22 protein-coding genes are annotated in these 23,633 nt (G+C 59.4%); 15 read left to right on the plus strand and 7 right to left on the minus strand.

Translation table 11 applies throughout. The annotated features are described in order from the left end of the window. The first annotated feature begins 23 nt into the window (after positions 1-23). Positions 24-1,427, plus strand: coding sequence for a phenylacetate--CoA ligase family protein (locus Q1A74_RS03080; protein ID WP_299592278.1), 1,404 nt, complete (start codon positions 24-26; stop codon positions 1,425-1,427). 47 nt (positions 1,428-1,474) lie between these two features. Then, on the plus strand, positions 1,475-2,884 hold the full coding sequence (locus tag Q1A74_RS03085) for an amidase (protein ID WP_299592279.1): 1,410 nt from the start codon (positions 1,475-1,477) through the stop codon (positions 2,882-2,884). Here Q1A74_RS03085 and Q1A74_RS03090 read toward each other — a convergent pair. Then, the gene (locus Q1A74_RS03090) at positions 2,847-4,283 is read right to left on the minus strand and encodes a sodium/proline symporter (protein WP_299592281.1); all 1,437 of its coding nucleotides are present in this window, start codon (positions 4,281-4,283) and stop codon (positions 2,847-2,849) included. The genes Q1A74_RS03085 and Q1A74_RS03090 overlap by 38 nt on opposite strands. Before the next feature lie 180 nt (positions 4,284-4,463). On the opposite strand from Q1A74_RS03090, the gene Q1A74_RS03095 reads away from it, so the two are divergent. The 5 genes from Q1A74_RS03095 to Q1A74_RS03115 all read left to right on the plus strand — a co-directional run bounded on the left by Q1A74_RS03095 (position 4,464) and on the right by Q1A74_RS03115 (position 9,562). Continuing rightward, positions 4,464-5,240, plus strand: a complete 777-nt coding sequence (locus tag Q1A74_RS03095; protein WP_299592283.1) for an enoyl-CoA hydratase-related protein — start codon at positions 4,464-4,466, stop codon at positions 5,238-5,240. Between the two features lie 65 nt (positions 5,241-5,305). After that, complete coding sequence (locus tag Q1A74_RS03100; RefSeq protein ID WP_299592285.1) at positions 5,306-6,034, plus strand: hypothetical protein; 729 nt, start codon at positions 5,306-5,308, stop codon at positions 6,032-6,034. Beyond that, positions 6,031-7,512 carry a 3-isopropylmalate dehydratase large subunit gene (locus tag Q1A74_RS03105; protein ID WP_299592287.1) on the plus strand — a complete coding sequence of 494 codons (1,482 nt, stop codon included), beginning with the start codon at positions 6,031-6,033 and terminating at the stop codon, positions 7,510-7,512. Before Q1A74_RS03100 ends, Q1A74_RS03105 begins: the two co-directional genes overlap by 4 nt. Next, positions 7,509-8,168 (plus strand): 3-isopropylmalate dehydratase small subunit, encoded by a 660-nt coding sequence (leuD, locus tag Q1A74_RS03110; RefSeq protein WP_299592289.1) that lies wholly within the window; start codon positions 7,509-7,511, stop codon positions 8,166-8,168. Before Q1A74_RS03105 ends, leuD begins: the two co-directional genes overlap by 4 nt. Next, a complete protein-coding gene (locus Q1A74_RS03115) occupies positions 8,165-9,562 on the plus strand; it encodes an MmgE/PrpD family protein (protein WP_299592291.1) in 1,398 nt (465 codons plus the stop codon). The genes leuD and Q1A74_RS03115 overlap by 4 nt, the downstream gene beginning before the upstream one ends. A 78-nt stretch (positions 9,563-9,640) precedes the next feature. On the opposite strand, the gene Q1A74_RS03120 is transcribed toward Q1A74_RS03115, so the two are convergent. After that, positions 9,641-10,876, minus strand: a complete 1,236-nt coding sequence (locus Q1A74_RS03120; RefSeq protein WP_299592293.1) for a CaiB/BaiF CoA-transferase family protein — start codon at positions 10,874-10,876, stop codon at positions 9,641-9,643. A 130-nt stretch (positions 10,877-11,006) separates the two neighbouring features. Between Q1A74_RS03120 and Q1A74_RS03125 the strand changes: the two genes are divergently transcribed. Continuing rightward, a complete protein-coding gene (locus tag Q1A74_RS03125) occupies positions 11,007-11,939 on the plus strand; it encodes a hydroxymethylglutaryl-CoA lyase (RefSeq protein ID WP_299592295.1) in 933 nt (310 codons plus the stop codon). A 25-nt stretch (positions 11,940-11,964) separates the two neighbouring features. On the opposite strand, the gene Q1A74_RS03130 is transcribed toward Q1A74_RS03125, so the two are convergent. The 4 genes from Q1A74_RS03130 to Q1A74_RS03145 form a co-directional block, all read right to left on the minus strand. Then, a complete protein-coding gene (locus Q1A74_RS03130) occupies positions 11,965-12,756 on the minus strand; it encodes a GntR family transcriptional regulator (RefSeq protein WP_299592297.1) in 792 nt (263 codons plus the stop codon). A 142-nt stretch (positions 12,757-12,898) separates the two neighbouring features. Then, positions 12,899-13,840 carry a polysaccharide deacetylase family protein gene (locus tag Q1A74_RS03135; RefSeq protein ID WP_299592299.1) on the minus strand — a complete coding sequence of 314 codons (942 nt, stop codon included), beginning with the start codon at positions 13,838-13,840 and terminating at the stop codon, positions 12,899-12,901. Next, positions 13,837-14,793, minus strand: coding sequence for a polysaccharide deacetylase family protein (locus tag Q1A74_RS03140; protein WP_299592301.1), 957 nt, complete (start codon positions 14,791-14,793; stop codon positions 13,837-13,839). Before Q1A74_RS03140 ends, Q1A74_RS03135 begins: the two co-directional genes overlap by 4 nt. 9 nt (positions 14,794-14,802) lie before the next feature. After that, positions 14,803-15,471, minus strand: a complete 669-nt coding sequence (locus Q1A74_RS03145; protein ID WP_299592302.1) for an isochorismatase family protein — start codon at positions 15,469-15,471, stop codon at positions 14,803-14,805. Between the two features lie 200 nt (positions 15,472-15,671). Here Q1A74_RS03145 and Q1A74_RS03150 point away from each other — a divergent pair, with 200 nt between their 5' ends. From Q1A74_RS03150 to Q1A74_RS03180, 7 genes are read left to right on the plus strand one after another with little or no spacing between them, the layout of a single operon-like run. Next, complete coding sequence (locus Q1A74_RS03150) at positions 15,672-15,980, plus strand: REDY-like protein HapK (RefSeq protein ID WP_299592303.1); 309 nt, start codon at positions 15,672-15,674, stop codon at positions 15,978-15,980. A 10-nt stretch (positions 15,981-15,990) separates the two neighbouring features. Next, positions 15,991-16,845 (plus strand): SDR family NAD(P)-dependent oxidoreductase, encoded by an 855-nt coding sequence (locus Q1A74_RS03155; RefSeq protein ID WP_299592305.1) that lies wholly within the window; start codon positions 15,991-15,993, stop codon positions 16,843-16,845. Further along, the gene (locus Q1A74_RS03160; protein ID WP_299592306.1) at positions 16,845-17,681 is read left to right on the plus strand and encodes a CoA ester lyase; all 837 of its coding nucleotides are present in this window, start codon (positions 16,845-16,847) and stop codon (positions 17,679-17,681) included. The genes Q1A74_RS03155 and Q1A74_RS03160 overlap by 1 nt, the downstream gene beginning before the upstream one ends. A 5-nt stretch (positions 17,682-17,686) precedes the next feature. After that, positions 17,687-18,205, plus strand: a complete 519-nt coding sequence (locus tag Q1A74_RS03165) for a MaoC family dehydratase (RefSeq protein WP_299592307.1) — start codon at positions 17,687-17,689, stop codon at positions 18,203-18,205. Positions 18,206-18,220: 15 nt separating this feature from the next. Beyond that, positions 18,221-19,390, plus strand: coding sequence for an acyl-CoA dehydrogenase family protein (locus Q1A74_RS03170; protein ID WP_299592309.1), 1,170 nt, complete (start codon positions 18,221-18,223; stop codon positions 19,388-19,390). Next, a complete protein-coding gene (locus tag Q1A74_RS03175; protein ID WP_299592310.1) occupies positions 19,380-20,639 on the plus strand; it encodes a CaiB/BaiF CoA-transferase family protein in 1,260 nt (419 codons plus the stop codon). The genes Q1A74_RS03170 and Q1A74_RS03175 overlap by 11 nt, the downstream gene beginning before the upstream one ends. A 19-nt stretch (positions 20,640-20,658) precedes the next feature. Continuing rightward, positions 20,659-21,777, plus strand: coding sequence for a CaiB/BaiF CoA-transferase family protein (locus Q1A74_RS03180; protein ID WP_299592312.1), 1,119 nt, complete (start codon positions 20,659-20,661; stop codon positions 21,775-21,777). On the opposite strand, the gene Q1A74_RS03185 is transcribed toward Q1A74_RS03180, so the two are convergent. Continuing rightward, positions 21,763-23,604 (minus strand): M14 family metallopeptidase, encoded by a 1,842-nt coding sequence (locus Q1A74_RS03185; RefSeq protein WP_299592313.1) that lies wholly within the window; start codon positions 23,602-23,604, stop codon positions 21,763-21,765. The genes Q1A74_RS03180 and Q1A74_RS03185 overlap by 15 nt on opposite strands. Positions 23,605-23,633 lie beyond the last annotated feature (29 nt).

Genomic DNA, 23,633 nt, shown 5'->3' on the forward strand with positions numbered 1-23,633 from the left:
AACTATTATTGAGCCAGTACCCGATGAGTTACCCGACCTATTACGAAAGCTTTGACTACCCGGCGATGTTGCAGGAATTTCCTCTGGGGGATGCGTTGCTCAGTCGTTACCAGGGGATGTCCCGCGCGCAGTTGCGCGAAGAGCAGAATCAGCGGTTTTTAAAGCTGGTGGCGCGGGGCTGGCAAATTCCTTTTTATCAGCGATTGTGGGGGGAGGCCGGTGTTCGTCCGGAGGATATCCGCAGCATCGATGATATTGAGCGCCTGCCGGTTTACTCCAAGTCCGACATTATGCGCAGCGTTGCCGAGTACCCGCCCATCGGCGATTTCAATGGCTTCGAGCATCTGCCCCCGGAGCAGCGGCCACCCGTCATCTTCCATACCACCAGTGGTACAACAGGCACGCCGCAGCCGATTGTGTTTGGCGCTCGTGGCCGCGAAGTCCAGTCTCTGCTCGTCGGCCGTTCCTATCGGTTTATGGGGCTCAAGCCGGCGGCCACCGTCCAGTCTTGCTACGGTCACGGCATGATCAACGGCGGCCACTATATTCGCGAGGCGGTAAGCCGCTACACCAATGCGCTTTTCCTCTCGGCAGGCACCGGTGTAGAAACCCGCTCTGTGCAGCAGGTCAACCTGATGCACACGTTTGGTTCCAATGTGCTGGTGGGCTTTGCGGATTACATCAAGAAGCTCGCCGATGTGGCGAACGCGGAAGGGCTGGTACCGGGGAAAGATATCAAGGTCGACATGATCATCGGACACCTGGGGCAGGAGACCCGCGAAGCATTGAGTGCCGCCTGGGGTGGTGCGGAGCTATTCGACTGGTATGGGGTTGCAGACACCGGGTGTATTGCAGCGGAAGGTCCGGATCACGATGGCCTTTATGTCTGGGAAGATGCACAGTATCTCGAAATTCTGGATGTTGAATCCGGCAAGCCGGTAACCCCCGGTGCGCGCGGCAACATGGTGGTGACGTGTCTTTACAAAGACGATGTATACCCGGTGATCCGGTTCAACACCTGTGATGTGACCGAAGAAATTCCCGGCGACAACGCGTTTGATTTGCCGTTCCGGCGCATTCGCGGCTTTGTAGGGCGTTCCGACAATATGGTGAAAATCCGCGGTATCAATATTTATCCGCACGGAATCGGCGGCATGTTGGCGGAGCACCCGGAATTTGCCGGAGAGTTTTTCTGCCGCGCAATTCGCACCCCCGAGGGGCGTGATGAGTTTCAACTCATTGCCGAAGTGCAGGTGCCAGAGTCGGATTTCGACGGGTTGAAAGCCGTTTTCGCAGAAACCCTGAAACGGAAGATTGGTATAGAGGTGGCGGTCGAGCTCGTGGCCGTTGGCGGCACCGCCGCGCTGACGGAAGTAGACAAACGACAAAAGCCCCTGCGCCTGAAGGATACGCGCTTCAGCGGATAGCCTGCGTACAGCCTTGATCCAAAACTGCGTCGAACCGGAGACCTCGGGTGATCACTGAATTGAACAATCCACAAAGCGTCGACTACGAATTTTTGCTGCAGGATGCTGCCATCCACGCCTCGTTGATGCGGGAAGGCGAACTTTCCAGTGTGGCGCTGACTCAGCAGGTTCTCTCTGCGATCGATCAGTTGAACCCAAAACTCAACTGTTATTTTGCCGTGGACCGGGAAGGTGCCCTGGCTGCTGCACAGGCATCGGATGCGCGGCGTCAGCGGGGCGAGGTGCTATCGGCGATCGACGGCCTGACGGTTGCGGTCAAAGACAATATCGATGTGAAAGGGCTGGTAACCACTGCTGGGCTCGGCTTGCCGGAAAATACGCCGGTGGCCCAGCGCGATAGTTTTGTGGTGAACAAGTTGCGCCGCGCCGGTGCCATCATTCTGGGCAAGCTCAACCTGCACGAGGCCGCACTGGGTGCGACTAACGATAATTACCACCACGGCCGTTGCATCAACCCGCACCGCGGGGGATTTACGCCGGGTGGCAGCAGCGGCGGTTCCGGTGCTGCGGTGGCTGCGGGGCTCTGCGCGTTTGCACTGGGCACCGATACCATGGGCTCCGTGCGTATTCCGGCGAGCTATTGCGGCGTTTCCGGGATCAAACCCACCCGTGGCGCAGTGAGTATTGGTGGCAGCCGTATTCTCAGCCGGCGCCTGGATCACATCGGCCCGCTGGCGCGCGCCCCCGGAGATCTCAGCCTGATCCTTCCATTGATGGCGGGCTACGATCCGGGGTGTGCGCAGTCGGCGAACGTTTTATTTGAGCAGTGGAATCCGAATCCCGCCGAGCTGGTGATCGGCTACGCCGATGTTACCCAGGGACTGGGTGTGACCGAATCGGTTAAGAGTGCCTACACGAGTGCGCTGGCGCGGTTCGCCGATGCCGGTGCGCAGCAGCGGCGTCAGGATCTGCAGAGCCTGGATTGCGCGAGCGCGCGCCGGGCCGGGTTGATGCTGTGCGAGGTGGATCTGTTTGTCGACCAGCAACCGCTATTGCGCGAGCATCCGGAATACTTTTCCCCCGCATTGCGTAAGCTGATCGCCTACGGCATCGGTAAAAGTGCGGTGGATTTTGCCAGTGCCGACCGGCGTCTGGATAAGGCAGTGGTAAAAATGGCCGCGTGGCTGGAAGACTGTGATTTTCTTGTGTTGCCCACCGCGCCCCAGGCCGCCTTCGATTTTTGCGAGCCCGCGCCCGCCGGTCAGGCGGACCTGACCAATATGGCGAATATGAGCGGCCATCCGGCGATCAGTGTGCCCATGGGCACGGATGGTGAAGGCTTGCCACTGGGGCTACAGATCATCGGTCCTCACGGTAGCGATTTGCAGCTGATTGCCCTGGCACAGTGGTTCGCCCAATTCATGCCCCGACCGCAGCCGAATCTGGGCTTGCTGTAAAACGTTTGCGCATCGCCAGCAGTACGCCGGTTGCGGCAATAAAAGGAATCACCCGCTCGGCGATATCCCCAGGGCTATTGGGCAGCAGGTACAGGGCAACCGCGCTGGAAAACCCGGTCAGAATAGCGCAAAGCACACTTTCACCGGACAGCGACATACCCGCAAGGCGCAGGAAGATCACCGGGCCAAAGGCGGAGCCAATCGCCACCCAGGCAAACAGGACCCGATTAAAAATACTGCTGGGCAAACCTATCGCGAGGGCGATTGCCAGCAGCGCGAGCAGTAGCATGGCAAACCGCGAGATCCACAGTGCACGCTGTGGAAACCGTCTGGCCAACCCCAGGTCGTGGGATACACAGCTTGCCGCGACCAACAACATACTGTCGGCGGTGGACATGATGGCGGAAAGCACTGCTGCGAGCAGTATGGCCCCCAGCACGGGTGGCAACAGTTCTGTGGTCAGCAAGAAGAACAGCGTCTCCGGATTGTCGACCACCGGGAGTAGGACTCTGCCGAGAATGCCGAGCAGAAACATGCCGCCAAAAACGATGACAAACCAGGCGATGGAGATGACCTGAGCCTGTCGCAACGCGCGCGCATCGCGCAGTGCCATAAACCGGTTGAGCAGGTGCGGCTGGCCGAAGGTGCCAACCCCCACCGCCAGCCCGCCGACGACAAATCCAATGGCAGTAATACCGAGGTTTCCGGCGGTAAGCTGCAGGGCGAGTGATAGCTCCGACATGTTCAGTGACTGCTGTACGCCCTGCAGACCACCAGCCGCGTGCCAGGCCACCGCCGGCAGCAGGATGGCGGCCACCAGCATCAGCCCTCCCTGAAGGGTGTCGGTGAGGCTCGCCGCCCAGAATCCGCCGAGCAGGGTGTAGGCAACAATAATCAACCCGCCGAGCACAATGGCTTCCGCGGCGGGCATGGCAAAGGTCGTCGCAAAGGTGTTGCCCGCACCCTGGAATTGCGAAGAGATATAGAACACAAAAGAGAACAGTACGATGGCAGAGGCCAGGATATTGATCTGCCGCGCGCGATTGGGCGTGGCATCCTCGGCGAGGAATTCGGTCAGTGTCAGCTGGTTGCGCTCGCGACTGTGTACCCGGAGGCGCGGAGCTATCCAGAGCCAGGCAATCGCGCAGCCGAGCATCGCACCCAGTGCGAGCCAGAGCGCGGCGGGGCCCATTACGTAGGCCGCGCCACTCATGCCAAGCAGGGTCCAGGCGGAGGCGGAGCTGGCCCCGTAGCTGATGGCGGCCACAACCGGCCCCAGGTTGCGCCCGCCTAGAAAGAAATCGCTGTTGTCACGCGTGCGCTGCCGCGCCCACAGGCCGATACCGAGTAACACCAGTTTGTAGAGAACGAGTGTGATCAGAACGGTTTGTGTGTGCATGGCAACACCCTGAGTCAGTGCCGGTGGAAGTCGTCGTCCCTGCCCGAGAGTGCTGGGCGGGAATGTTCTGATCAGAAGTGTATCTTGTGATTGAATATAAAGATATATGTATATAGCATTTGAGGCGGTGCAGTGAAGCCGCGCGAACGCCACGGGCGGTCATAGGAATCAGGAGAGAATATGGGCGGGTTAATTACCGCGGAGATTCACCAGGGTGTTGCCACGCTGGTTATCGACAATCCAACCCGTCGCAACGCCGTGGATGGGGGGATGTGGGAGCAGCTGGAGCATGCTCTGGTGCAGCTGGCCGACGACCCCGCGGTGCGGGTGCTGGTGGTGCGCGGTGCCGGCGAGCGGGCCTTCAGCGCCGGTGCGGACATCTCGGAATTTGCCGAGTTGGCCGCCGATCCGCAGCGGCTCGCAGAAAACAACCGTCGGATTCAACAGGCGCAGGCGCGCCTCGAAGCCTTCCCGCGTCCAACCATCGCGCTGATTTACGGCGCCTGTGTGGGCGGTGGTTGTGGCCTGGCGCTTGCCTGTGATTACCGTCTTGCCGCCGACAACGCAACCTTCGGTATTACCCCGGCGCGGCTGGGTTTGCTGTACAGCGAGCGAGACACCCGTCGGCTGCATCGGCTTGTAGGGCCGGCTCATTGCCGTGAGATTCTTTTCGGTGGTGATCTGTTCGATGGCCAGCGCGCGCTGCAGATCGGCATGCTGAATCAGCTGCTGCCGGCGGCCGAATTGCAAACCGCTTGCGATACCCTGGCCGAAAAGCTGGCCGGTGCGTCGCGGTACGCGCTCTGCGGTATCAAGGCGATGCTCGCCAGTATCGAAGGCTACGGCCAGCACACGCCGGAGCAGTTGCAATCCCTGTTTGACGAGGCCTTCACGGCGGAGGATTGCCGGGAAGGTACGGCGGCGTTTCTGGAAAAACGCCCGGCGAAATTCAAATGAGTCAAACGGCTCAATCATAAAATCCAACACACACCGGTTCACGAAATACTTGAGGAATTCTGACAATGGCGAGAGAAGGGTACCGAACCATTCGCGGAAAATTGCAATACGCCAGCCGCAAGCCGGAGCGCATGAACGAGGAGCGTGGCCGCGAGTACTTTACGCTCACCCAGCAACCCGATGGCACCGATGTACTGCTGGCGCACTGTGAAATTGATGATGCGCCGCCAGTCATTCGCGATGTCAGTCAGGCGCTGGATCACAAAACCTCCGCGCCCAAGGACTGCTCGGTGCGACTGACCGTAGGGCATCGGTTTGAAGGCAGTGGCTGGTTTCGGTTTAGCGACAATGCTGTCGAGTGTGAAACCATCAATCACCGCGATGGCCGTATTCATCAGAAAATTGAACTCAAGCAGCCGATCGCGTGGATGCAATGCCACCCGATTTTCGGCGATGGGTTGCTGATGAAGCTGTATGACCTTACGCACGGGCCCGGCAAGCAGCACTTTCCCAACATGATGCTGTCTTCCCCGGATCACCGCGGCGCTACCGGCCCGATGCTTTTCCCGATGGGCTTTTCGCTGGTGTATGTGGGTGAAGAGGATATTCGGGTGGAGGCCGGGGAGTTTCGCGCCCGTCATTTTCAGGTAACCGATACCGCGGCGGACCTGCCCGAAGAGCACCCGCCCTACGATGTGTGGGTCACCGCAGACGATGATTACATACTGCTGCGCGCCGGTGTTGCCGGTTACATGCAGACCCATTACGAGCTTGTGGAGCTTGTCATCGAATGAGCGCGGTAGCACCTGTTGCCGGGGCGGCATCCCCGACCACCCTGTTTGATAAATTGTGGCAGGCCCACGAAGTGCGCCTGCTCCCGGGCGGGGACTCGCTGATTTATATTGACCGGATCTTTCTGCACGAGCGCACGGGATCCATCGCCCTGCAAAGCCTGGAAAGTGCCGGCTACCCGGTGCGCGATCCGCAGCGGGTGTTCTGCACCATGGATCACATCGTCGACACTTTTCCCGGGCGCGGGGACAAAACCCTGATGCCTTCCGGTACCGACTTTATTGTGGCAACCCGTGCAGCGGCGAATAAAAGTGGGGTGCAGCTGTTTGATGTTGATCACCCGGACCAGGGTATAGCCCATGTGATTTCACCGGAGCAGGGCATTGCACTCCCCGGTCTTACCCTGGTATGCCCGGATAGCCACACCTGCAGTCTCGGTGCTGTTGGGGCGCTGGCCTGGGGCATTGGCTCCAGTGAGGCGGAGCACGCGCTGGCCACCAATACCTTGCGGGTGCGCAAGCCCAGGACCATGCGCGTAACCGTGCGCGGTCAATTGAAGCCGGGGGTAACCGCCAAGGATCTGATTCTGCATCTTATTAGCGCCTATGGTGCCGACGGCGGCAGCGGTTACGCGGTGGAATTCGCCGGCAGTGCTATCGAGGCGCTGGGCGTGGAAGCCCGCCTCACACTGTGCAATATGGCCGTCGAATTTTCTGCGTTTACCGGCTTGATTGCACCCGATGCAATCACCGAAGCCTATTTTAAAGGGCGGGATCACGCACCCAGCGCAGATGATTGGGATCAGGCCGCGGACTATTGGCGCAGTTTGCGCAGTGATGTGGACGCGGTGTTCGACCGCGAAATTATCCTCGATGCCGATGCAATACAGCCAATGGTGACCTGGGGCACCAGTCCGGAGCACGCGGTGCCCGTAAGCGGCTGCGCGCCCGACCCACACAACTTTCCCTCCGCCGGGGCAGAGTCCGCGCAGAAAGCGCTGGATTACCAGGGGATTGCGCCGGGGCAGGTGATGGCCGAGTTGGCTATTGATGCCGCGTTTATCGGTTCCTGTACCAATAGCCGCATCAGCGACTTGCGCTTGGCGGCCAGTATCCTGCGCGGCAAAAAAATTGCCCCCGGTGTGGCCGGCGTTGTGGTGCCTGGGTCCCGCCGGGTGAAGCGGCAGGCGGAAGCGGAAGGGCTCCACAAGATTTTTATCGAGAGCGGCTTTGAGTGGCGGGATTCCGGATGCTCCATGTGCTTCTACGCCGGTGGCGAAACCTTTGGTCCCGGAAAGCGGGTCGTTTCAAGCACCAATCGCAATTTTGAGGGGCGGCAGGGCCCCGGTACGCGCACACACCTGGCAAGCCCTGCGACCGTCGCGGCATCGGCCATTGCCGGTTGTATTCGCGCCGCGGTACCTGAAGAGAACATGTATACCGGAGCGGACGCGGCGGCACTACAGGAGGCAATTGGATGAAGGCGTTTACAACGCACACCGGTGTTGCCGCACCTTTGCTGCGGCGCAATATTGATACCGATGCCATTATTCCCTCGCGGGAGATGAAGCGGGTATCCAAACTGGGTTTGGGCGAGGGGCTATTTGCCGCGTGGCGCTATACCATGCCCGGCGGTCGCGAGGCCAACCCCGCGTTTGTGCTGAATCAGCCGGCGTATGCCAATACCTCGATCGTACTTTCCGGTGAAAACTTTGGCTGCGGTTCGTCGCGAGAGCACGCGGTTTGGGCGCTGGTCGAATACGGTATTCGCGCGATTATCGCGGAGAGTTTCGGGGCAATTTTTCACACCAATTGCATTCGCAACGGCGTATTGCCGGTGGTGTTGCCCGCACGGGATATCCGCGCACTGGCAGATTTTGTTCAACAGGATCCGCAGCGCCATTGCCTCACCATTGACCTGGAGCAGATGCAGGTCACTGGCGAGGGCGGGCAGCACTGTGTGTTTTCCCTCGATGAGGGTGCCCGTGAAATGCTGTTGCAAGGTTTGGATCCCATTGCGCAGACGTTGCAGGACCGTGAGGCGATTGCGCAGTTTGAGCAGGCGCGGGCGACAGCGCACCCCTGGGCATTTCGCGATTACGCTGGGTCGGCCGTATCGGCGGAGTTCAAGCCATGAAGCGCCCGTCGACAATATTGACCGAGCTGGTCGAGCTTCTGCAGCGTTCGCCCAGCGATGCAGATCTGGACCGGGCACAATGGCACCTGCTGGACTGGGTAGGGTGCGCAACGCTGGGGGTGCAGAGCCCTGTGGCCGAAAAAATCGCGCGTACGCTGTCGCGTTTTGGCGGGAGCGGGGATCATTTCTGTGTGGATGGTCAGCGCTACGCGTGGGCCGATGCATTGTGGCTAAATGCGGCGGTGGGCAATGTTCTGGAAATGGACGATGTGCACCGCACATCAACGCTGCACCCGGGCCCGGTGGTGATCCCGGCGGCACTGGCGGTGGCTCAGGAAATCAAGGCGTCACCGCGGCAACTGTTACAGGCGATAGTGATCGGCTACGAGGCGGTGATACGTATCGGCCGCTCACTGGGCCGGGGTCATTATCGCTACTATCACAACACCTCTACCTGCGGCAGCTTTGGTGCAGCGGCGGCTGCCGCGAGCCTGTTGCAACTGTCGCCGGAGCAGTGGGTGTGGGCGCTGGGTAACGCTGGCACACGCACCGGCGGGCTTTGGCAGATGCGTCATGAACCGACCGACAGCAAGCAGCTACACAACGCCGAGGCAGCGCGCACCGGTGTGATGGCCGCAATGCTGGCGGCGGAAGAATTTCGCGGCCCGGCGCGGTTGCTGGAAGGCGCGCAAGGCTTGTACGGCGCTACCTCCGCGGATGCGATGCCGGAAGCGGTAACCGCAGATCCGGAAGGTCCCTGGTTGATCTTTGATTGCAGTTTTAAGCCCTGGCCTGCCTGCCGGCACACCCACAGTGCAATCGACGGCGCCTTGGCCCTGGACTTGAACTCAGGCCAGGTTCGGGAAATCGAATCGGTGACAGTGGCGACCTATGCCGAAGCGCTGACATTTTGTGATCGGCCGCTACCCGCCGACCGAATTCAGGCGCAATTCAGTCTGCAACACTGTGTTGCCATCTGCCTGCTGGAGGGGCGGCCACGCCTGGCGTCCTTCGAGGCGGATAAGTTACATCGCCCGTCGGTAGCCGCTTTGCGAGGCAAGGTGCGGGTGCTCGAAGACCAGGATATTTCCCGGGAATATCCACAGCAGTTTGGTGCTCGGGTCAGCGTGCGCTTCAATGATGGCAGTGAGCAGGTGGTACAGATTGCCGATGCCTGGGGCGATCCGGAAAACCCGTTACAACGTCAGGATCTAATGGATAAGTGCCATACCCTGATGTCCGCGGCGCAGGTAAACGGGGGCGCGATTGACAAAGTGTGTGAATCGACGCTTCAGCTGCTTGGTGCGGCGTCGCTGGATGGGTGGTTTGCGTCGCTAACCGATGCGCTTGCAGGTAAACCGGAGAGGAAACCTGAAAGGAAACCGGAAAAATAGTCGAGAAGGACAGAGCCGGGGATACCCCAAAAATAACCGGAGCACTGGCTCCGGTTTTTTCGTTGGGCGCAGTGCGCATCAGGCCTCGGCGGTTTCCTTTTGTGGCGTGTTCGCTTTGTCCCGCAGAATGCCGCGATCGATCAGGTCCTGAATATCCTGTTCGCTCAAGCCCGCGGCACGCGCAATTTCCGTACTGTGCTGGCCGGCGAGGGGCAGGTTGTGTCGAACACCCGGACGGTGAATATCGGCACCGTGTCCCAACTCAATGGGCAGTGCCGGCAAACGCGCGCTGCCGCCTTCCGGTAAATCCAGGTCGAGCAGGCCACCGCCGTGGTTGAGGTGCGGGTCGTCAAATAAATCGGCGGGTTTGTTGATGGGGGCGAAGGGAATGCCGGCGCGATCGAGGCGCTGCATCATTTCTTCCTTACTGAGGCTGGCGAACAGGGCTTCGATCTGTGGAATCAGGGTTTCCCGGGCGGCTACCCGTCCGGCATTGGTTGCCAGGTCTTCGTTCGCTGCCAGCTCATCGAGCGCAAACTCCGCGCAGAAGGCCCGCCACAGGGTGTCACTCACCACGCCGACAAACACTCGCTCGCCCTCGGCGCTGTGGAAAATATCGTAGATGGACCAGGCACTGCGGCGCACGGACATGGGCGGGGGTTCTTCGCCAGTGACCGCCTGCTGGGCCATATGCTGCCCAACAAGAAACGCGGTGGTTTCGAACAGGGAACTGGTGACACGCTGGCCTTCGCCGGTGTGCTGGCGCTGTTGCAGTGCTGAAAGTATGCCAATCACACCAAACATGCCGCCGGTGATATCGACCACTGAGGTGCCCGCGCGCAGCGGCCGGTCTGGCAGGCCCGTCATGTACGCGAGTCCGCCCATCATCTGGGTGACTTCGTCCAGGGCGGTGCGGTTTTCATAGGGGCCGCTCAGGAAGCCCTTCAGTGAGCAGTACACAATGCCCGGATTGCGCGCTTTCAGAGCGTCGTATCCGAATCCGAGGCGGTCCATGGCGCCGTGGCGAAAGTTCTCGATCACCACATCCGCGCTGTCGATCAGGTTGAGCGCCAGGGTGCGTCCTTCATCGGATTTCAGGTCGAGCGCCAGGCTCTTTTTGTTGCGGTTGTACATGGCAAAGTAACCTGCACCCGAACCTTTGAGGCGCCGTGTATTGTCGCCCTGGTAGGGCTCTACCTTGATGACCTCGGCGCCGAGGTCCGCGAGAATTCCGCCAGCGGCCGGCCCCATCACCATGTGGGTGAATTCGATAACTTTTATGCCCTGCAGGGGCAGGTTGGGGGTGTCAGCCATGGCATTTCTCCGCCGTTCAATTATTGGTTTATCCGGGTTGGCTCGGCAACCGGGGGTAGCTCTCGCTGCTTAATTGCATATATGATATAACAATAGATCTTTTAAGCAAGCCGGCAAAGCGAGTTGATCAATGGCAAAGGTGGATATCGAAATCAGTGAGGTGGGGCCGCGGGATGGGTTACAGAGCATCCCCCAGATCATGGCCACCGAAGACAAGAAGGCGTGGATAAGCGCGTTGGCCGCCGCCGGGTTTGGCGAAATTGAAGTGGGTTCTTTTGTACCCGCCAAGATCCTGCCGCAGTTGGCGGATACCGCGGAAATTGTGCGTTTTGCGCGAGAAATTCCAGGGGTCACCGTGGCCGTGCTGGTGCCGAATTTACGCGGCGCCTCCGACGCGGTTGCCGCGGGCGCTCACAAGTTGACGATTCCGCTTTCGGTGAGTGAGACCCACAGCCTGAAAAACCTGCGCCGCACGCACGCGCAGGTGCTGGATGAAGTGCGCGGCGTTGCGGATTTGCTGCGGGGATTACCGCAGGCGCAGCGCCCGCATCTGGAGGGCAGTCTTTCCACCTGTTTTGGCTGCACTCTGGAAGGCGCGGTGAGTGAGGACCTGGTGGTGCGTATGGCGGAAGCCTTGATCGACGCCGGCTGCGACGAAGTGGGCCTGTCGGATACCACCGGCTACGGCAACCCGGTGCAGGTACGGCGAATGATTGGCCGGGTGCACGAGGCGGTGGGGCGCGATCGCCTCACCGGCATCCACTTGCACAATACCCGTGGCCAGGGCCTGGCGAACGTATTGGCGGCGGTGGAAGCCGGCCTGACGACGGTGGATGCTTCAATGGGGGGGATTGGTGGCTGTCCCTTTGCTCCCGGCGCCAGCGGCAATATCGTGACCGAGGATCTGGTATTCCTGCTGGAGGCCATGGGGCTGCGTACCGGGGTGGACTTCGACAAAATGCTCGAAGCGCGCAAGGTACTTCAGGCAGCCTTAACCGATGTTCCCCTGTACGGATTCACACCGGATGCGGGGCTGCCGAAGGGGTTTCAGCCGGGCGTTTGACTCGATTGCGGAAGTGCGCCGGCCACTAGCCGGCCTTGAGGTCTTCCGCGGTCAAATCCATCTGGTACTGAAAACGGTCGGGGTGATACAAGACTTGCATAAAATCTGCGAGCTTTTCCTCGCCGTTAATTTTGCAGTAGGAGCGCCGGGTCAGGCTGAGTAGTGGTGCACCCGGCGCGATGTCCAGTTCGCTGGCGACCGGTTCACTGGCGGCGATGGCGCTCAATGTCTGGGTGACGTGTGATATTTCCAGCCCGTGTTCGCGAAAGACTTCCAGTCGCGGCGTCTTGCTAAATTGGCGTGCGGAAATTTTGCCGTCCAGTCCGGTGGTCCAGCTGACGTAGTGTCCGAAAGGGGAGCCATTTCTCGCCCGGACGCGCTCGAGGTAGAGGGCTTGCTCTCCGGCCTCCAGTCCCAGTGCTTCCCGTATTTCGGCCGGGGGCTGCAATTGCTCACAGGCGCGGACTTTTACATCCGAGTGGCGAGCCATGCTTTCAATTTCCTGCAGCATTGCCACCAGCGGCGCTTTCACCGGGCGCGGTTTGTACTGGTAAATAACATGGGTGCCTTTGCCGCGTCTTCGTTCCACAAAACTTTCCGCAGCCAATTCATCCATGGCGCGCTTGGCGGTAATGCGCGATACCCCAAAGGCTTCCGCTAACTGGAGTTCCGTGGGCATCTGCGCACCGCGCTCGAGCGTGCCATTCACGATGGCGGTTTTCAGCAGGGTGTAAAGCTGAAAATACAGCGGCGTATGCGTATCTTCCGACAGCGAGTTCAGTTGTTGCTTGGTAAACAGTTGGGATACGGCGTCCATGAGGCGGGCTCTTATGCGGTATGCCCCGGAATCGCGTCGGCACTGTAATATCGGGGCCGGCGCGGCGGGGTGCTGGAGTGGTGCTGGTGAAAGCACCTAATGATATATCTTTTTATATCTTTTGCCAGCGCAGGGAAATTGCCTACCCAGGCGCTGCCATCGATTTGCAATGGCTCAGCAGTTCACCGGCCGGGGCGCTGAACACACCCGGTTGCGCGGTAATAAACCCGAGGGCGCGCTCCAGATACGCGATGCGATGGGGTTGCCCCAGCATCCAGGGATGAATATTGAGTGCGAGTATGCGGCCGCCGCTGTGTTCGGCTTCCGTCAGCAGGAACCGACAGGCATCTTCGATCTGCTCCTGGTAAGACGCTTCCGAATGCTGGTTGTTGCGCAGGATGAACTGGTCCTCCAGTTCCGTGGACAACGGCATAGCCCACAGATTGCCGTTGTCTGTGTGGAAGGGATAGGGCATGTCGTCGTTCACCCAATCGCAAAGATATTCCACCCCTTCGTCGGCGAGCAGGTTGGGGGTATTTTCACTGTGCACCTTCCCCGGGCTGAGCCAGCCCCTGACCGTTTGCCCGGTGTATTTCTGCAATGTCGCCAGGGTTGCGCGTATTTGTTCGCGCTCCGCTTCCAGCGGTTGGCCGCCGTAATGGGGGCGGTCCATGTTCCAGCCGTGGGCGATGATCTCGTCACCGCGGGACCGCAGTACCTCCATTAGGTACGGGCTGCGCTCGGCAAGCTCTCCATTGATGGCGAAGGTCGCGCGTATCTGGTGCTGGTCCAACGCCTTGAGAATCCGGTAGATGCCTACACGATTGCCGTAATCGCGCAGGGAAAAATGCCGCAGATCGGGATAGGGCATGGTCATGCCTCCCGGGGGCGGGAAGGGTTTTCCCTGTTGATTCAGCGGGAAAAACTGCAGGCTCACATTGACCCACAGGGCCAGCTTCTTGCCGTCTGGCCAGTGCACCGGGTTGCGCTGGCTGAGCATTTGCCAGTCGTACCAGTTGTGATCCATGCCGTGGCGACGTTGGGGGTATTCGAGGTGGGACTTATCCAGTTGCGAGCTGCTCATGCACAGACCTCCGCCGTCATATTGGATTTTTCCGCAATATCCTGACGCGCCTGATCGTAATAATGCGTGCGGTAGTACTCGGCGATTTCGCGGCCGGTGGTCACCCACACGTCGCTGTGGCCGGTGATGTATTCCAGCGCTTCTTCAAAAGCGCGCAGGCGATGGGGGCAACTTACCTGGTAGTTGTGCGTGGGGATGCACATCACCGTGCCACTCTCCGCGCCTTCCGCATACAGCCGGTCAAAATTGTCTTTCAGCATTTGGCCGTAGCGGCGCGGCTCTACCTTGTTCACCACGTACGCGATGGTGTCGTTCATCTCCAGAGAATAGGGAATCGACACAAACCGCTTGTTACTGCGCAAGTTGATCGGGGTGGGCTGGTCATCGTGGAACAGATCGCAGGTGTAATAGCCGGCGTCATCCCCAAACAGCTCGGTGCCTACTTCGGCAAACAGGTCCAGGGTCTGCTCGGAGTGGGAGAGGGCGGGTGCCAGATAACCGGCACATTTCTGGCCGGTGTGGCGATAGATGGTTTCAATGGAATCACGAATCATCTCCCGCTCCTGCGCCTCGGACATACCGTAGGTGTAGCGAGTGTTGTAGATGCCGTGGCTGAAAAATTCCCAGTCGCGCTCCTTGCACAGCGCGATGATTTCCGGATGGTGGTCACACAGAGCCGTGGACAGGGAGATGGAGCCGCGCACGCCGTATTTATCCAGCACCGCGATCTGGCGCATATGACCGACTCGATTTCCGTAGTCGCGAATACTGTAGCCGGGCACCGCCGGGCTGGGGTGGGGCCAGGCTTTGCGCTGCGGGTTGGCCGGTGGGTTAAGTTCGTAGAACTCGATGTTGGGCGCCACCCAAAAGGCCAGACGTGCGCCGCCGGGCCATTGAATTTTTGGCCGATTTTCGTAGGGCCAGTAATCGTAAAAGCCGGGATCTGCTTTCATGCCCGCACCTCAATCGTTGCTGCCATTGAGCCACTCGAACACCTCGGCCACATCCACCACGTCGGCGTACTTCAGTGAGAGGTCGGTGAGGTTGGCAAAGTGGTAGCTCTCGTGTTTATCGGCCACGCACTCTTCGGGCACGATGGTGCGGTAGCCCCGTGACAAGCTGTCTACTGCCGTGGCCCGAATACAGCCGGAGGTGGAACCGCCGGTAATCACCACGGTATCGACCTGGTGCCATACCAGCAGGGATTGCAGCTGGGTTTCAAAAAAGGCACTGGGCATTTTTTTGCAGTAAATCACATCCCGCTGCCGGTCGATCTCGAGGCGGTCGTCGAACTGGCTGCGCTCACTGTCAAATTTGATGTTCTGCAGGGAGTCGGGGGTATCGGTGCGGGTACCCCAGACGCCGGCATCTTCAGCGGAGTCCATGTACGCCACCTGAGTCCACACTACCGGCCAGCCTTTTTCCCGAAACACTTTGGCCAGCTCGTTGATGTGGTGCATCTGGTCTGGGTCGGTTGCGTAGGCGGTTTTGAACAGATCGGTGCGGGTGTAGGCCTTCTGAGGGTCGACGTTGACGAGCACGGCCTTGTTGCCGAAGCCGAACCGTTTGCGCGCAGGATTGGCCTTGATTTCCTCGTAGAGTTCGCGGGCGGTCTTGTTGCTTGTTTCCATCACTCAGCCTTGTTGTTGCTTCTCGTATTGGCATCATTTGACGTGACCGGGGGGTAACTGTCAGCTGTGCCAGTTTGATGGCATAGGTATACCCCGGCGATGTGCCCGCCAACACGACAAAAGTCAAAGATGGCGCCCGCCGATTGGGTGACCATAGCTTCGCAATCCATCACCAAACGTGTTTCTGCGAGGTTACCGCCATGACCATGATTGTTGTCCTCTTCAACCTCAAATCCGGTGTGAATGCCTCCGACTACGAGGAATGGGCGCGCACCACGGATCTGCCCAATGTGAACCGGCTGCCGTCTGTCGCCCAGTTTTCCGTGCTGCGCACCACCGGTCTGCTCGGCTCCGACGCGCCGGCACCTTTTCAGTATGTGGAACTGCTGGAAGTGAAGGATATGGCCCAGCTTGGTGGCGATGTATCCAGTGAGACCATGCAGAAGGTCGCTGCCGAGTTTCAGCAGTTTGCCGACAACCCGCAGTTCATGTTGACCGAGAGTATTTGAGGAGGCGGCCATGACCAATCTGGCAAGTAAATATCCGGAACTTGAAGGCAAGGTCGCCGTCATTACCGGTGCCGGGCGCAAGCAGGGCCTCGGGGAAATGATGGCCCGTCGCCTGGCGGCCGAAGGTGTGAAAGTGGTGCTGACCGATATCGGCGCCGCCGCCGGCAGTAACCTGCCCGCAGATGCCATTGGTACCAGTGAAGAGCTTGAGCAGATCGCCGCGGATATCCGCGCGGCCGGTGGCGATGTCGCCACCTTTGCTTGCAATGTACTGGAGCCGGCAGAAGTGGAAGCCGCTGCAGAGTTTGCACGAGGTCAATACGGGGCGCTGGATATCTGGGTCAACAATGCCGGCGTCGGCTACCTGATGCAGCCGATCGTTGAAATGGATGACGACAAATGGGACACCGTGCTGGGCGTCAACCTCCGCGGAGCCTTCCTGGGGATCAAATACGCCGCACGCGCGATGATTGCCCAGGGTCGCGGCGGCCGCATTATCAATATCGGCAGCCAGGCCTCCAAGTCCGGTTTCCCGCACGCGTCTGCATACACCGCATCGAAGCACGGTCTGGTGGGCCTGACCCGTTCTGCCGCTATGGAGCTCGGGCCGGAAAAGATCACCGTGAACACCATTTGTCCGAACCATATCACCACCGGTCTCGGTGCCTGGCAGAACGCGCACTTCTCCGAAGTGACTGGCAAGGGCCACGACAAATATATGGAAGATATGCGCGCGCGTATTCCGCTTGGTCGCCCGGGCCTGCAGGAAGATGTTGCCAAGGCCTGCGCCTTCCTGTGCTCTGATGAAGCCAGCTATATCACCGGCGAATCCATGAATGTCTCCGGTGGTGAGGAGTACCACTAATGGTGTGGTGCGCGCGGAGCCTGTTGTTTGTGCCGGGCCACCGCCCGGAGCGGTTCAGCAAGGCGCTGGCCAGTACCGCGGACCTGGTGTGTATCGACCTGGAAGACGCCGTGCCGCTGGCGGACAAGGCGACTGCCAGACAGGCCGTTCACAAATTTCTTTCCGCCTGTGCCGAGGAGGATAGGGCGCGATTGGTCGTGCGGATCTCCGCGGCAAATAGCGAGCACTGCAAGCTCGATTTGCAGGCGCTACACGACGCCCCCAGACCGGCGTTTTTTATGCTGGCGAAAACCGAGTCTGCACAGCAGTTAACCTACGTCTCTTCGACACTGGGCTCTGGCGGTGCGCGCTGGATCGCGCTGATTGAAAGCGCGCGCGGTCTGCTGAGTGCAGATGCCATTTGTGCGTCGCCCACGCTTGCGGCGGTGATGTTTGGCGGTGGCGACTACGCCGCGGAGATCGGTGCCGAGTTTGCCTGGGAGCCGCTACTGTTTGCGCGCTCACAGCTGGCGCTGGTGGCCGCTGCGCACCGCTTGCCCTGTATCGATGTCCCGTATCTGGATATCCGCAATAGCGAGGGGCTGGTAGCGGAAACCCGCCGAGTGCGTGCGCTTGGCTATGTGGCCAAAGCGGCCATTCACCCAAACCAGGTGGCGGCGATACACGCAGGGTTGTCGCCATCGGAAGAAGAAATCGAGAAAGCGCGACGTATCGTAGATGCCTTCAATAAGGCCTCTGGTGGCGCGGTAACCGTAGATGGTCGCATGGTCGATCAACCCATCGTAGACAGCGCCTGCCGTTTGCTGGCGCTTGCACAACCTGAAACAGTGGAATAAAGAGCATGGCTGGAGAAGTAAAAAAAGTCGGTGAAAACCGTTATCGCGAAACCTTCGGGCGTTTTTTCGAAGACTTCACCGTAGGCGATATCTACGAGCACCGCCCCGGTCGCACCATCACCGAGACTGATAACACCTGGTTCACCCTGCTGACCATGAACACCCACCCAGCGCACTTCGACAAGGAGTACGCCAAGGGTACCGAGTTCGGAAAACCGATTGTGTGCAGTCCCTTTACCGTCGCCCTGATGGTCGGCATGAGCGTTACCGACATCAGCCAGAAGGCCATTGCCAATCTGGGTTGGGATGACATCAAGATGACCGCACCGCTGTTTGTGGGCGACACCCTGTATGCGGAATCCGAAGTGCTGGCATCGCGCGAATCCAAGTCCCGCCCGAATCAGGGCATCGTTACCGTGCGCACGCGCGGCTTCAATCAGGATGGGATCGAAGTGTGCTCCTTCATGCGCAAAGTACTGGTGTGGAAGCGTGGTTCCGAAATGGAAGACAAGGTTAATTACTGATTTGCGGAGGTAGCGATGAGCTGGACGGCAGAAGACGAGGTCGCGATCCTCGATACAATTGATCGCTTCGTGGCAAACGAAGTTGCCCCCATCGCGCGGGAAAAAGATCTCGCGGATGAATATCCCCACGAACTCGTGGAGACCATGAAAGAGCTGGGCCTGTTCGGTGCCACCATCGGCACCGACTACGATGGCCTGGGGCTTTCCGCCTCTGTTTACGCGCGCATCGTGCAGAAAATTTCCGCGGCCTGGATGGCGCCCGGCGGTATTTTCAATTCGCATCTGATCATGGCGGCGGCGATAGAGCGTTTTGGCACAGAAGAGCAAAAGCAGCGTTTTCTCCCGTCCATGGCGATGGGTGAACTGCGTGGCGGTATTGCGCTCACCGAGCCCAATGCGGGCACCGACCTGCAGTCAATCGGATGTGTGGCCCGTCGCGATGGGGACGATTACGTAATCAACGGCAGCAAGATGTGGATCACCAATGCACTGAATGGCAATTGCCTGGCGCTGCTGGTGAAGACCGATCCCCACGCCGAACCCCGCCATCGCGGCATGTCGATGTTTGCCATACGCACCAAGGATGATGAGGGCAATTTGTTGCCCGGGGTTGAGATCAACAAGATCAAGAAAACCTGTTACCGGGCGATCGATACCTGTGAAGTGGTGTTCACGGATTTCCGCGTCTCCGCCAATGACCTGATCGGTGGTGAGGAAGGTCGTGGATTCCAGATGGCGGTGGGTGGCCTGGAGCTCGGCCGCATCAATGTCGCCGCCCGCGGCGCCGGCATTGCGCAGGGTGCACTCAAGCTCGCACTGCGCTACGCCCAGGAGCGTGAGACCTTCGGCAAGCCGATCATCAAGCACCAGGCGATTCAGCTGAAGCTGGGTGAGATGGCGGCGAAAGTGGAGGCGGCCAAGCTGCTGGTGGATCAGGCCGCACGCATGTACGACACCGGCCAGCGCTGCGATCTGGAAGCGGGCATGGCCAAATACTTTGCCAGCGAAACCGGTGTGTTCTGTGCCCAGGAAGCCATGCGTATTTTCGGCGGTTATGGCTTTTCTACCGAATATGAAATCGAGCGCTACTACCGCGACGCCATGCTGATGTGCGTGGGTGAGGGCACCAACGAACTGCAGCGCATTATTATCGCCAAGCAACTGGCCGAGCGCGATGCAGGCTAGGGTGGAGCAGGTGGAGCCGGTGGAGCAGGCGGAAAAAGAGGAGCAGGGTATGGAGAGCAATCCATTGCCACTGGCAGGACTGCGTGTGATCGCGGTGGAGCAGTATGGCGCCGGCCCATTCGGCTCCATGCAGTTGGCCGATATGGGGGCGGAGGTCATCAAGATCGAAAATCCCCACACCGGCGGCGACATTGCGCGCAAGAGTGGTCCATTTTTTCTGGGCGACAACGACAGCGAATTTTTCCAGACGTTTAACCGCAACAAGAAAAGCCTCACCCTGGATCTTAAAAAGCCAGAGGGCCGTGAGGTTTTTGAAAAGCTGGTGGCGACCGCGGATATCGTGGTGAACAACCTGCGCGGGGACCAGCCAGCAAAACTGGGTCTGGATTACGACGCGCTGGGGCGGATCAATCCGAAGATCGTTTGTGGCCATCTGTCTGCCTACGGCCGGGATAACGACCGCGCCGACTGGCCCGGCTACGATTATCTGATGCAGGCGGAAGCCGGGTATATGGCACTTACCGGTGAGCCGGACAATCCACCCACGCGGTTTGGTCTGTCGATGGTGGATTTTATGAGCGGGGTAACCCTCGCAATGGGTGCGCTCGGCGCGCTAGTAGGCGTGTTGCGTGGCGGTATCGGCCGGGATGTAGATGTTTCCCTGTTCGATGTGGCCATGACCCAGTTGACCTATCCTGCCACCTGGTACCTGAACAGCAATCACGAAGTTTCCCGTGTCGCGAGATCCGGGCACCCATCCGCCACTCCCTGCCAGATGTTCCGCACCGGGGATGGCTGGGTGTTTGTGATGGCGATGACGGAAAAATTCTGGTGTGCCCTCGCAGAGGGTGTGGGGCATCCCGAATGGCTGGATGATACGCGCTTTACCGGCCCCGCCGAGCGGCTGGCAAACCGGCCCGCGTTGAGCGCGCTGCTGGACGACGCTCTGAGTCAGGCGCCGACGGAACATTGGCTGACCCTGTTTAAAGGCAAGCTACCCATTGCACCGGTCAATAATTTTGCGCAGGCGATGGACAGTCCCTGGCTGGCGCAGATCGGGATGATTCAATCACTGCCCCACGCGGCCAAGGCGGATTTTCGCGTGGTCGCAAGCCCTGTGAAGCTTTCTGGTGAGCGTCCGCAGGGGCGCGGGTGTGCAGCGCTTGGCGCCGACACCGATATGCTGCTGTCGACGCTCGGCTATGACGCGCAAGCGCGCGCGCGGCTGAAAGAGACCCAGGTGGTTTAGAACTTTTTAAGGAGTACTCGTGAAACTCGACGGTATTCGTGTCCTCGACCTGTCACTGTTTCTTCCCGGCCCACACCTCACCCAGTTGATGGCCGACCACGGTGCCGAAGTCATTAAGGTGGAGCCGCCGGCCGGTGAGCCGACGCGGGAAATTGGCCTCAAGAAAAACGGCTTTTCCGTGTGGTTCCGCAATACCCACCGCGGTAAAAAAAGTCTCTGTCTCAATCTCAAGGAGCCTGCGGACAAGGAACTGCTGCTGCGTCTGGTGGACGACGCCGATGTGTTCGTTGAAGGTTTTCGCCCCGGTGCTATGGCGCGTCTGGGGCTGGATTACGCCACTCTCGCACAGCGCAATCCACGGCTGGTGTACTGCTCCATCTCCGCCTACGGCCAGACCGGCCCCAAAAGGCTGAAGCCCGCCCACGATCTGAGTATTCAGGCCGACTCGGGGACGGTATTTCTGAATGAAGGCGCGGATGGCAAACCCGCAATGCCGGCGATGCCGGTTGCGGATATGGCGGCGTCACTGATGGGCCTGTCCGGTGTGTTGATGGCACTGTTGCGCCGGGAAAAAACCGGTCAGGGTGACTACCTGGATATCTCCATGCAGGACAGCCTGGTGGCCTGGTTACCCAACGCGCTGGGGCCGGTGTTTGCCGAGGGTCGCTCGCCGGACGTCAAGCAGGAGCGCTCCTGGGGCGGCAACGCCATGTATCAGATCTACGAGACCCGGGACCAGCAATTCCTGACATTGGGCGGCAGCGAAATCAAGTTTGCCGAGAACCTGTTCAACCTCCTGGGTGAACCGGAATGGCTGGCCGTATGCAAACAGCCGCCGGGCTCCCAGCAGGACGCAATCGAGTTCCTGCGCTCGCGGTTTCTGCAAAAGGATCTGAGTGAGTGGCAGAGCATTTTAGATGGTATTGATGTGTGCTGGTCACCGGTGCGCAAACTGGATCAGGCGCTGGAGGAAGAGCATCTCCAACAGCGGGGTATGGTGTTCGAGGATGCCGTGGGCAATCGGCACCTGGGCAACCCTATTCAGTTTCACAACGAGCCCGCCGTTCTGAACACTAAGTTGCCCAGGCCCGGCGAGCATAATCAGGAATATGCTGATTCCCCGTTAATAGTGGAGTAGTACCGGGTACTTTAAGTACGCCTGGTCATAGTAATCGCTGCGCTGGTAAAAGAAGCGCAAGCGCGCTGCCGGGTCTGACGCAAATTTCTCATCTTGCAGACGTTTTTCAAATTCTTTTTTAAGTTTCGGGTCCTGCGCCAGCATCTGCTCCGCGAGGGGTACTAATGCGTAGGGTTCTGCGTATTCGGTGCGCTGAAAACTCTGATTGAAGAACCCCCACTGGAAAAAGGAGTCCGGCCCGCGCGGGTCGAGCAGGGCGGTGGCGAGTTTGCCGAGCGGTTGATCGGTTGAAACTTTTACATATCCGCTGAGCGGGATATTGATGTTTTGTTCAGAGAATTTAGCGTCCACACGGAAGTGACCTTCAAAGGGCACCTTACCGAATTCGTGCGCTTCAATGGTGAATTGCGTTAGTGGCAGTGCGTCACTTTCCGGTTCGGAAATCGCGACCCCGTGGGCCTTCAGACGGTCGATCACCAGTTGTTCGTGGCCGGGGAGGTAGAAGGCTTTGGGTACACGCACTTCCACGGCTTTCACATCGTCCTTGAATACTGGCAGTCCCAGGTAGTCTTTTGCTTTACCCAGCCACACCACCTGTTCATTTCCGCTGATCGGGTTTTCATTCTTTTCATACGCCATGCCTTTGAATGGCTTTTCCCCGTAGACGTTGAGATCGGGCGCTGTGTTGGCTTTCCAGGCCAGAACCTGGGTTTCGGGGCGCTGCTGCCGATCTTCGGCGATAGCGGTTCGCAGCGGTTCGGCATGTTCTGCCAGCGTGGCGAGGCTGGCTTTGATCAGCACATAAGTACCCAGCACCCGCTGGCGGTAGGGTTTCAGGGAGTGGTTTTCCACCAGCACGGTGGGTGTGTGGCGCAGGTCACCGAGCCCGTTGGAATAGCGCGGGCTGGCGGTCCAGTGGCTGATGCCATCGGAGAATTCGCCGCTATTGACCCCGAAAACCAGTGGGCCGGGGATGTGTCCGGCTTTTGCCAGAGCGCCGTCAACGCCCTGTTGGAAGGTCTGTTCCAGCCAGCGGGCAATCTCCGGTGAATCACTGGCGAAGGAGCCGTTGTAGCCGTAAGTGATGTCGTATTGGTAGTCCTCGCCATCGGTAACGTGGATGTCCAGGTAGAGTTCTGGCTGGTAGTCGTTGATCACGTCCATCACCGCACGCAGTTCTGGTGTATCCAGTTTGGCGTAGTCGCGGTTCAAGTTGAGGTTATTGCCGTTAGTGCGCCAACCCGCGTTTTGCGGGCCGCGCTGGTTCATGCGGGTATAGGGGCCGGCACGTTCGTGGCCATCGACATTCAGAATGGGGATGATCAGCAAATTCACCTTGCTGACGAGGTCCTTCAGTTCCTTGTCGCCGCCGATATAGTCCCGCAACAACATAAAACTGGCGTCTTTGCCGTCGATTTCACCGGAGTGGATACCGGCCTGGGCGAGCAGGGTGGGTTTCTTGTTGGTACGCGGATCGCTGCCCCCTTCACTCAGAGTAATCAACTGAATCTTGCGGCCACTGGTGGCCGTGCCGATATCGTCCACTTGAATGTCATCACTGGCAGTGGCGAGTTTGTTCGCAAAGGCTCTGGTGGCTTCGTAGTCTGGAGTGGTTTTGAAGTTGCTGGCTTCTGCCGGGGTTACCCAATCGCCTTTTTGCTGGATGAGGCTTTCCGAAGCGCCTTGCCAGGGCAGTAACTTGGGGAGCGGTGCAGGGAGATCGCGGGTGTACGCCTGACTGGCGCCAGCTGCAAGAAGTAGTCCCGCCGTCAGGCTGCGCAACCAGCGGTTTGTGCCGTAAAAAGAGTGAGTGCGTTTGAGGGGCATTAAGTGGACTCCAGTAAGGCGTAATTAGA

This window comes from uncultured Microbulbifer sp., from assembly GCF_947504145.1.
Classification (GTDB): domain Bacteria; phylum Pseudomonadota; class Gammaproteobacteria; order Pseudomonadales; family Cellvibrionaceae; genus Microbulbifer.

Bases quoted from the DNA above. Each gene is read 5' to 3' on its own strand.
- Q1A74_RS03140 (WP_299592301.1), bottom strand. From the start codon at position 14,793: ATGAAAGCAGATCCCGGCTTTTACGATTACTGGCCCTACGAAAATCGG.
- Q1A74_RS03170 (WP_299592309.1), top strand. From the start codon at position 18,221: ATGAGCTGGACGGCAGAAGACGAGGTCGCGATCCTCGATACAATTGAT.
- Q1A74_RS03080 (WP_299592278.1), top strand. From the start codon at position 24: ATGAGTTACCCGACCTATTACGAAAGCTTTGACTACCCGGCGATGTTG.
- Q1A74_RS03175 (WP_299592310.1), top strand. From the start codon at position 19,380: ATGCAGGCTAGGGTGGAGCAGGTGGAGCCGGTGGAGCAGGCGGAAAAA.
- Q1A74_RS03135 (WP_299592299.1), bottom strand. From the start codon at position 13,840: ATGAGCAGCTCGCAACTGGATAAGTCCCACCTCGAATACCCCCAACGT.
- Q1A74_RS03165 (WP_299592307.1), top strand. From the start codon at position 17,687: ATGGCTGGAGAAGTAAAAAAAGTCGGTGAAAACCGTTATCGCGAAACC.
- Q1A74_RS03120 (WP_299592293.1), bottom strand. From the start codon at position 10,876: ATGGCTGACACCCCCAACCTGCCCCTGCAGGGCATAAAAGTTATCGAA.
- Q1A74_RS03115 (WP_299592291.1), top strand. From the start codon at position 8,165: ATGAAGCGCCCGTCGACAATATTGACCGAGCTGGTCGAGCTTCTGCAG.
- Q1A74_RS03155 (WP_299592305.1), top strand. From the start codon at position 15,991: ATGACCAATCTGGCAAGTAAATATCCGGAACTTGAAGGCAAGGTCGCC.
- Q1A74_RS03090 (WP_299592281.1), bottom strand. From the start codon at position 4,283: ATGCACACACAAACCGTTCTGATCACACTCGTTCTCTACAAACTGGTG.
- Q1A74_RS03185 (WP_299592313.1), bottom strand. From the start codon at position 23,604: ATGCCCCTCAAACGCACTCACTCTTTTTACGGCACAAACCGCTGGTTG.
- Q1A74_RS03150 (WP_299592303.1), top strand. From the start codon at position 15,672: ATGACCATGATTGTTGTCCTCTTCAACCTCAAATCCGGTGTGAATGCC.
- Q1A74_RS03095 (WP_299592283.1), top strand. From the start codon at position 4,464: ATGGGCGGGTTAATTACCGCGGAGATTCACCAGGGTGTTGCCACGCTG.
- Q1A74_RS03130 (WP_299592297.1), bottom strand. From the start codon at position 12,756: ATGGACGCCGTATCCCAACTGTTTACCAAGCAACAACTGAACTCGCTG.
- Q1A74_RS03100 (WP_299592285.1), top strand. From the start codon at position 5,306: ATGGCGAGAGAAGGGTACCGAACCATTCGCGGAAAATTGCAATACGCC.
- Q1A74_RS03125 (WP_299592295.1), top strand. From the start codon at position 11,007: ATGGCAAAGGTGGATATCGAAATCAGTGAGGTGGGGCCGCGGGATGGG.
- leuD (WP_299592289.1), top strand. From the start codon at position 7,509: ATGAAGGCGTTTACAACGCACACCGGTGTTGCCGCACCTTTGCTGCGG.
- Q1A74_RS03145 (WP_299592302.1), bottom strand. From the start codon at position 15,471: ATGGAAACAAGCAACAAGACCGCCCGCGAACTCTACGAGGAAATCAAG.
- Q1A74_RS03105 (WP_299592287.1), top strand. From the start codon at position 6,031: ATGAGCGCGGTAGCACCTGTTGCCGGGGCGGCATCCCCGACCACCCTG.
- Q1A74_RS03160 (WP_299592306.1), top strand. From the start codon at position 16,845: ATGGTGTGGTGCGCGCGGAGCCTGTTGTTTGTGCCGGGCCACCGCCCG.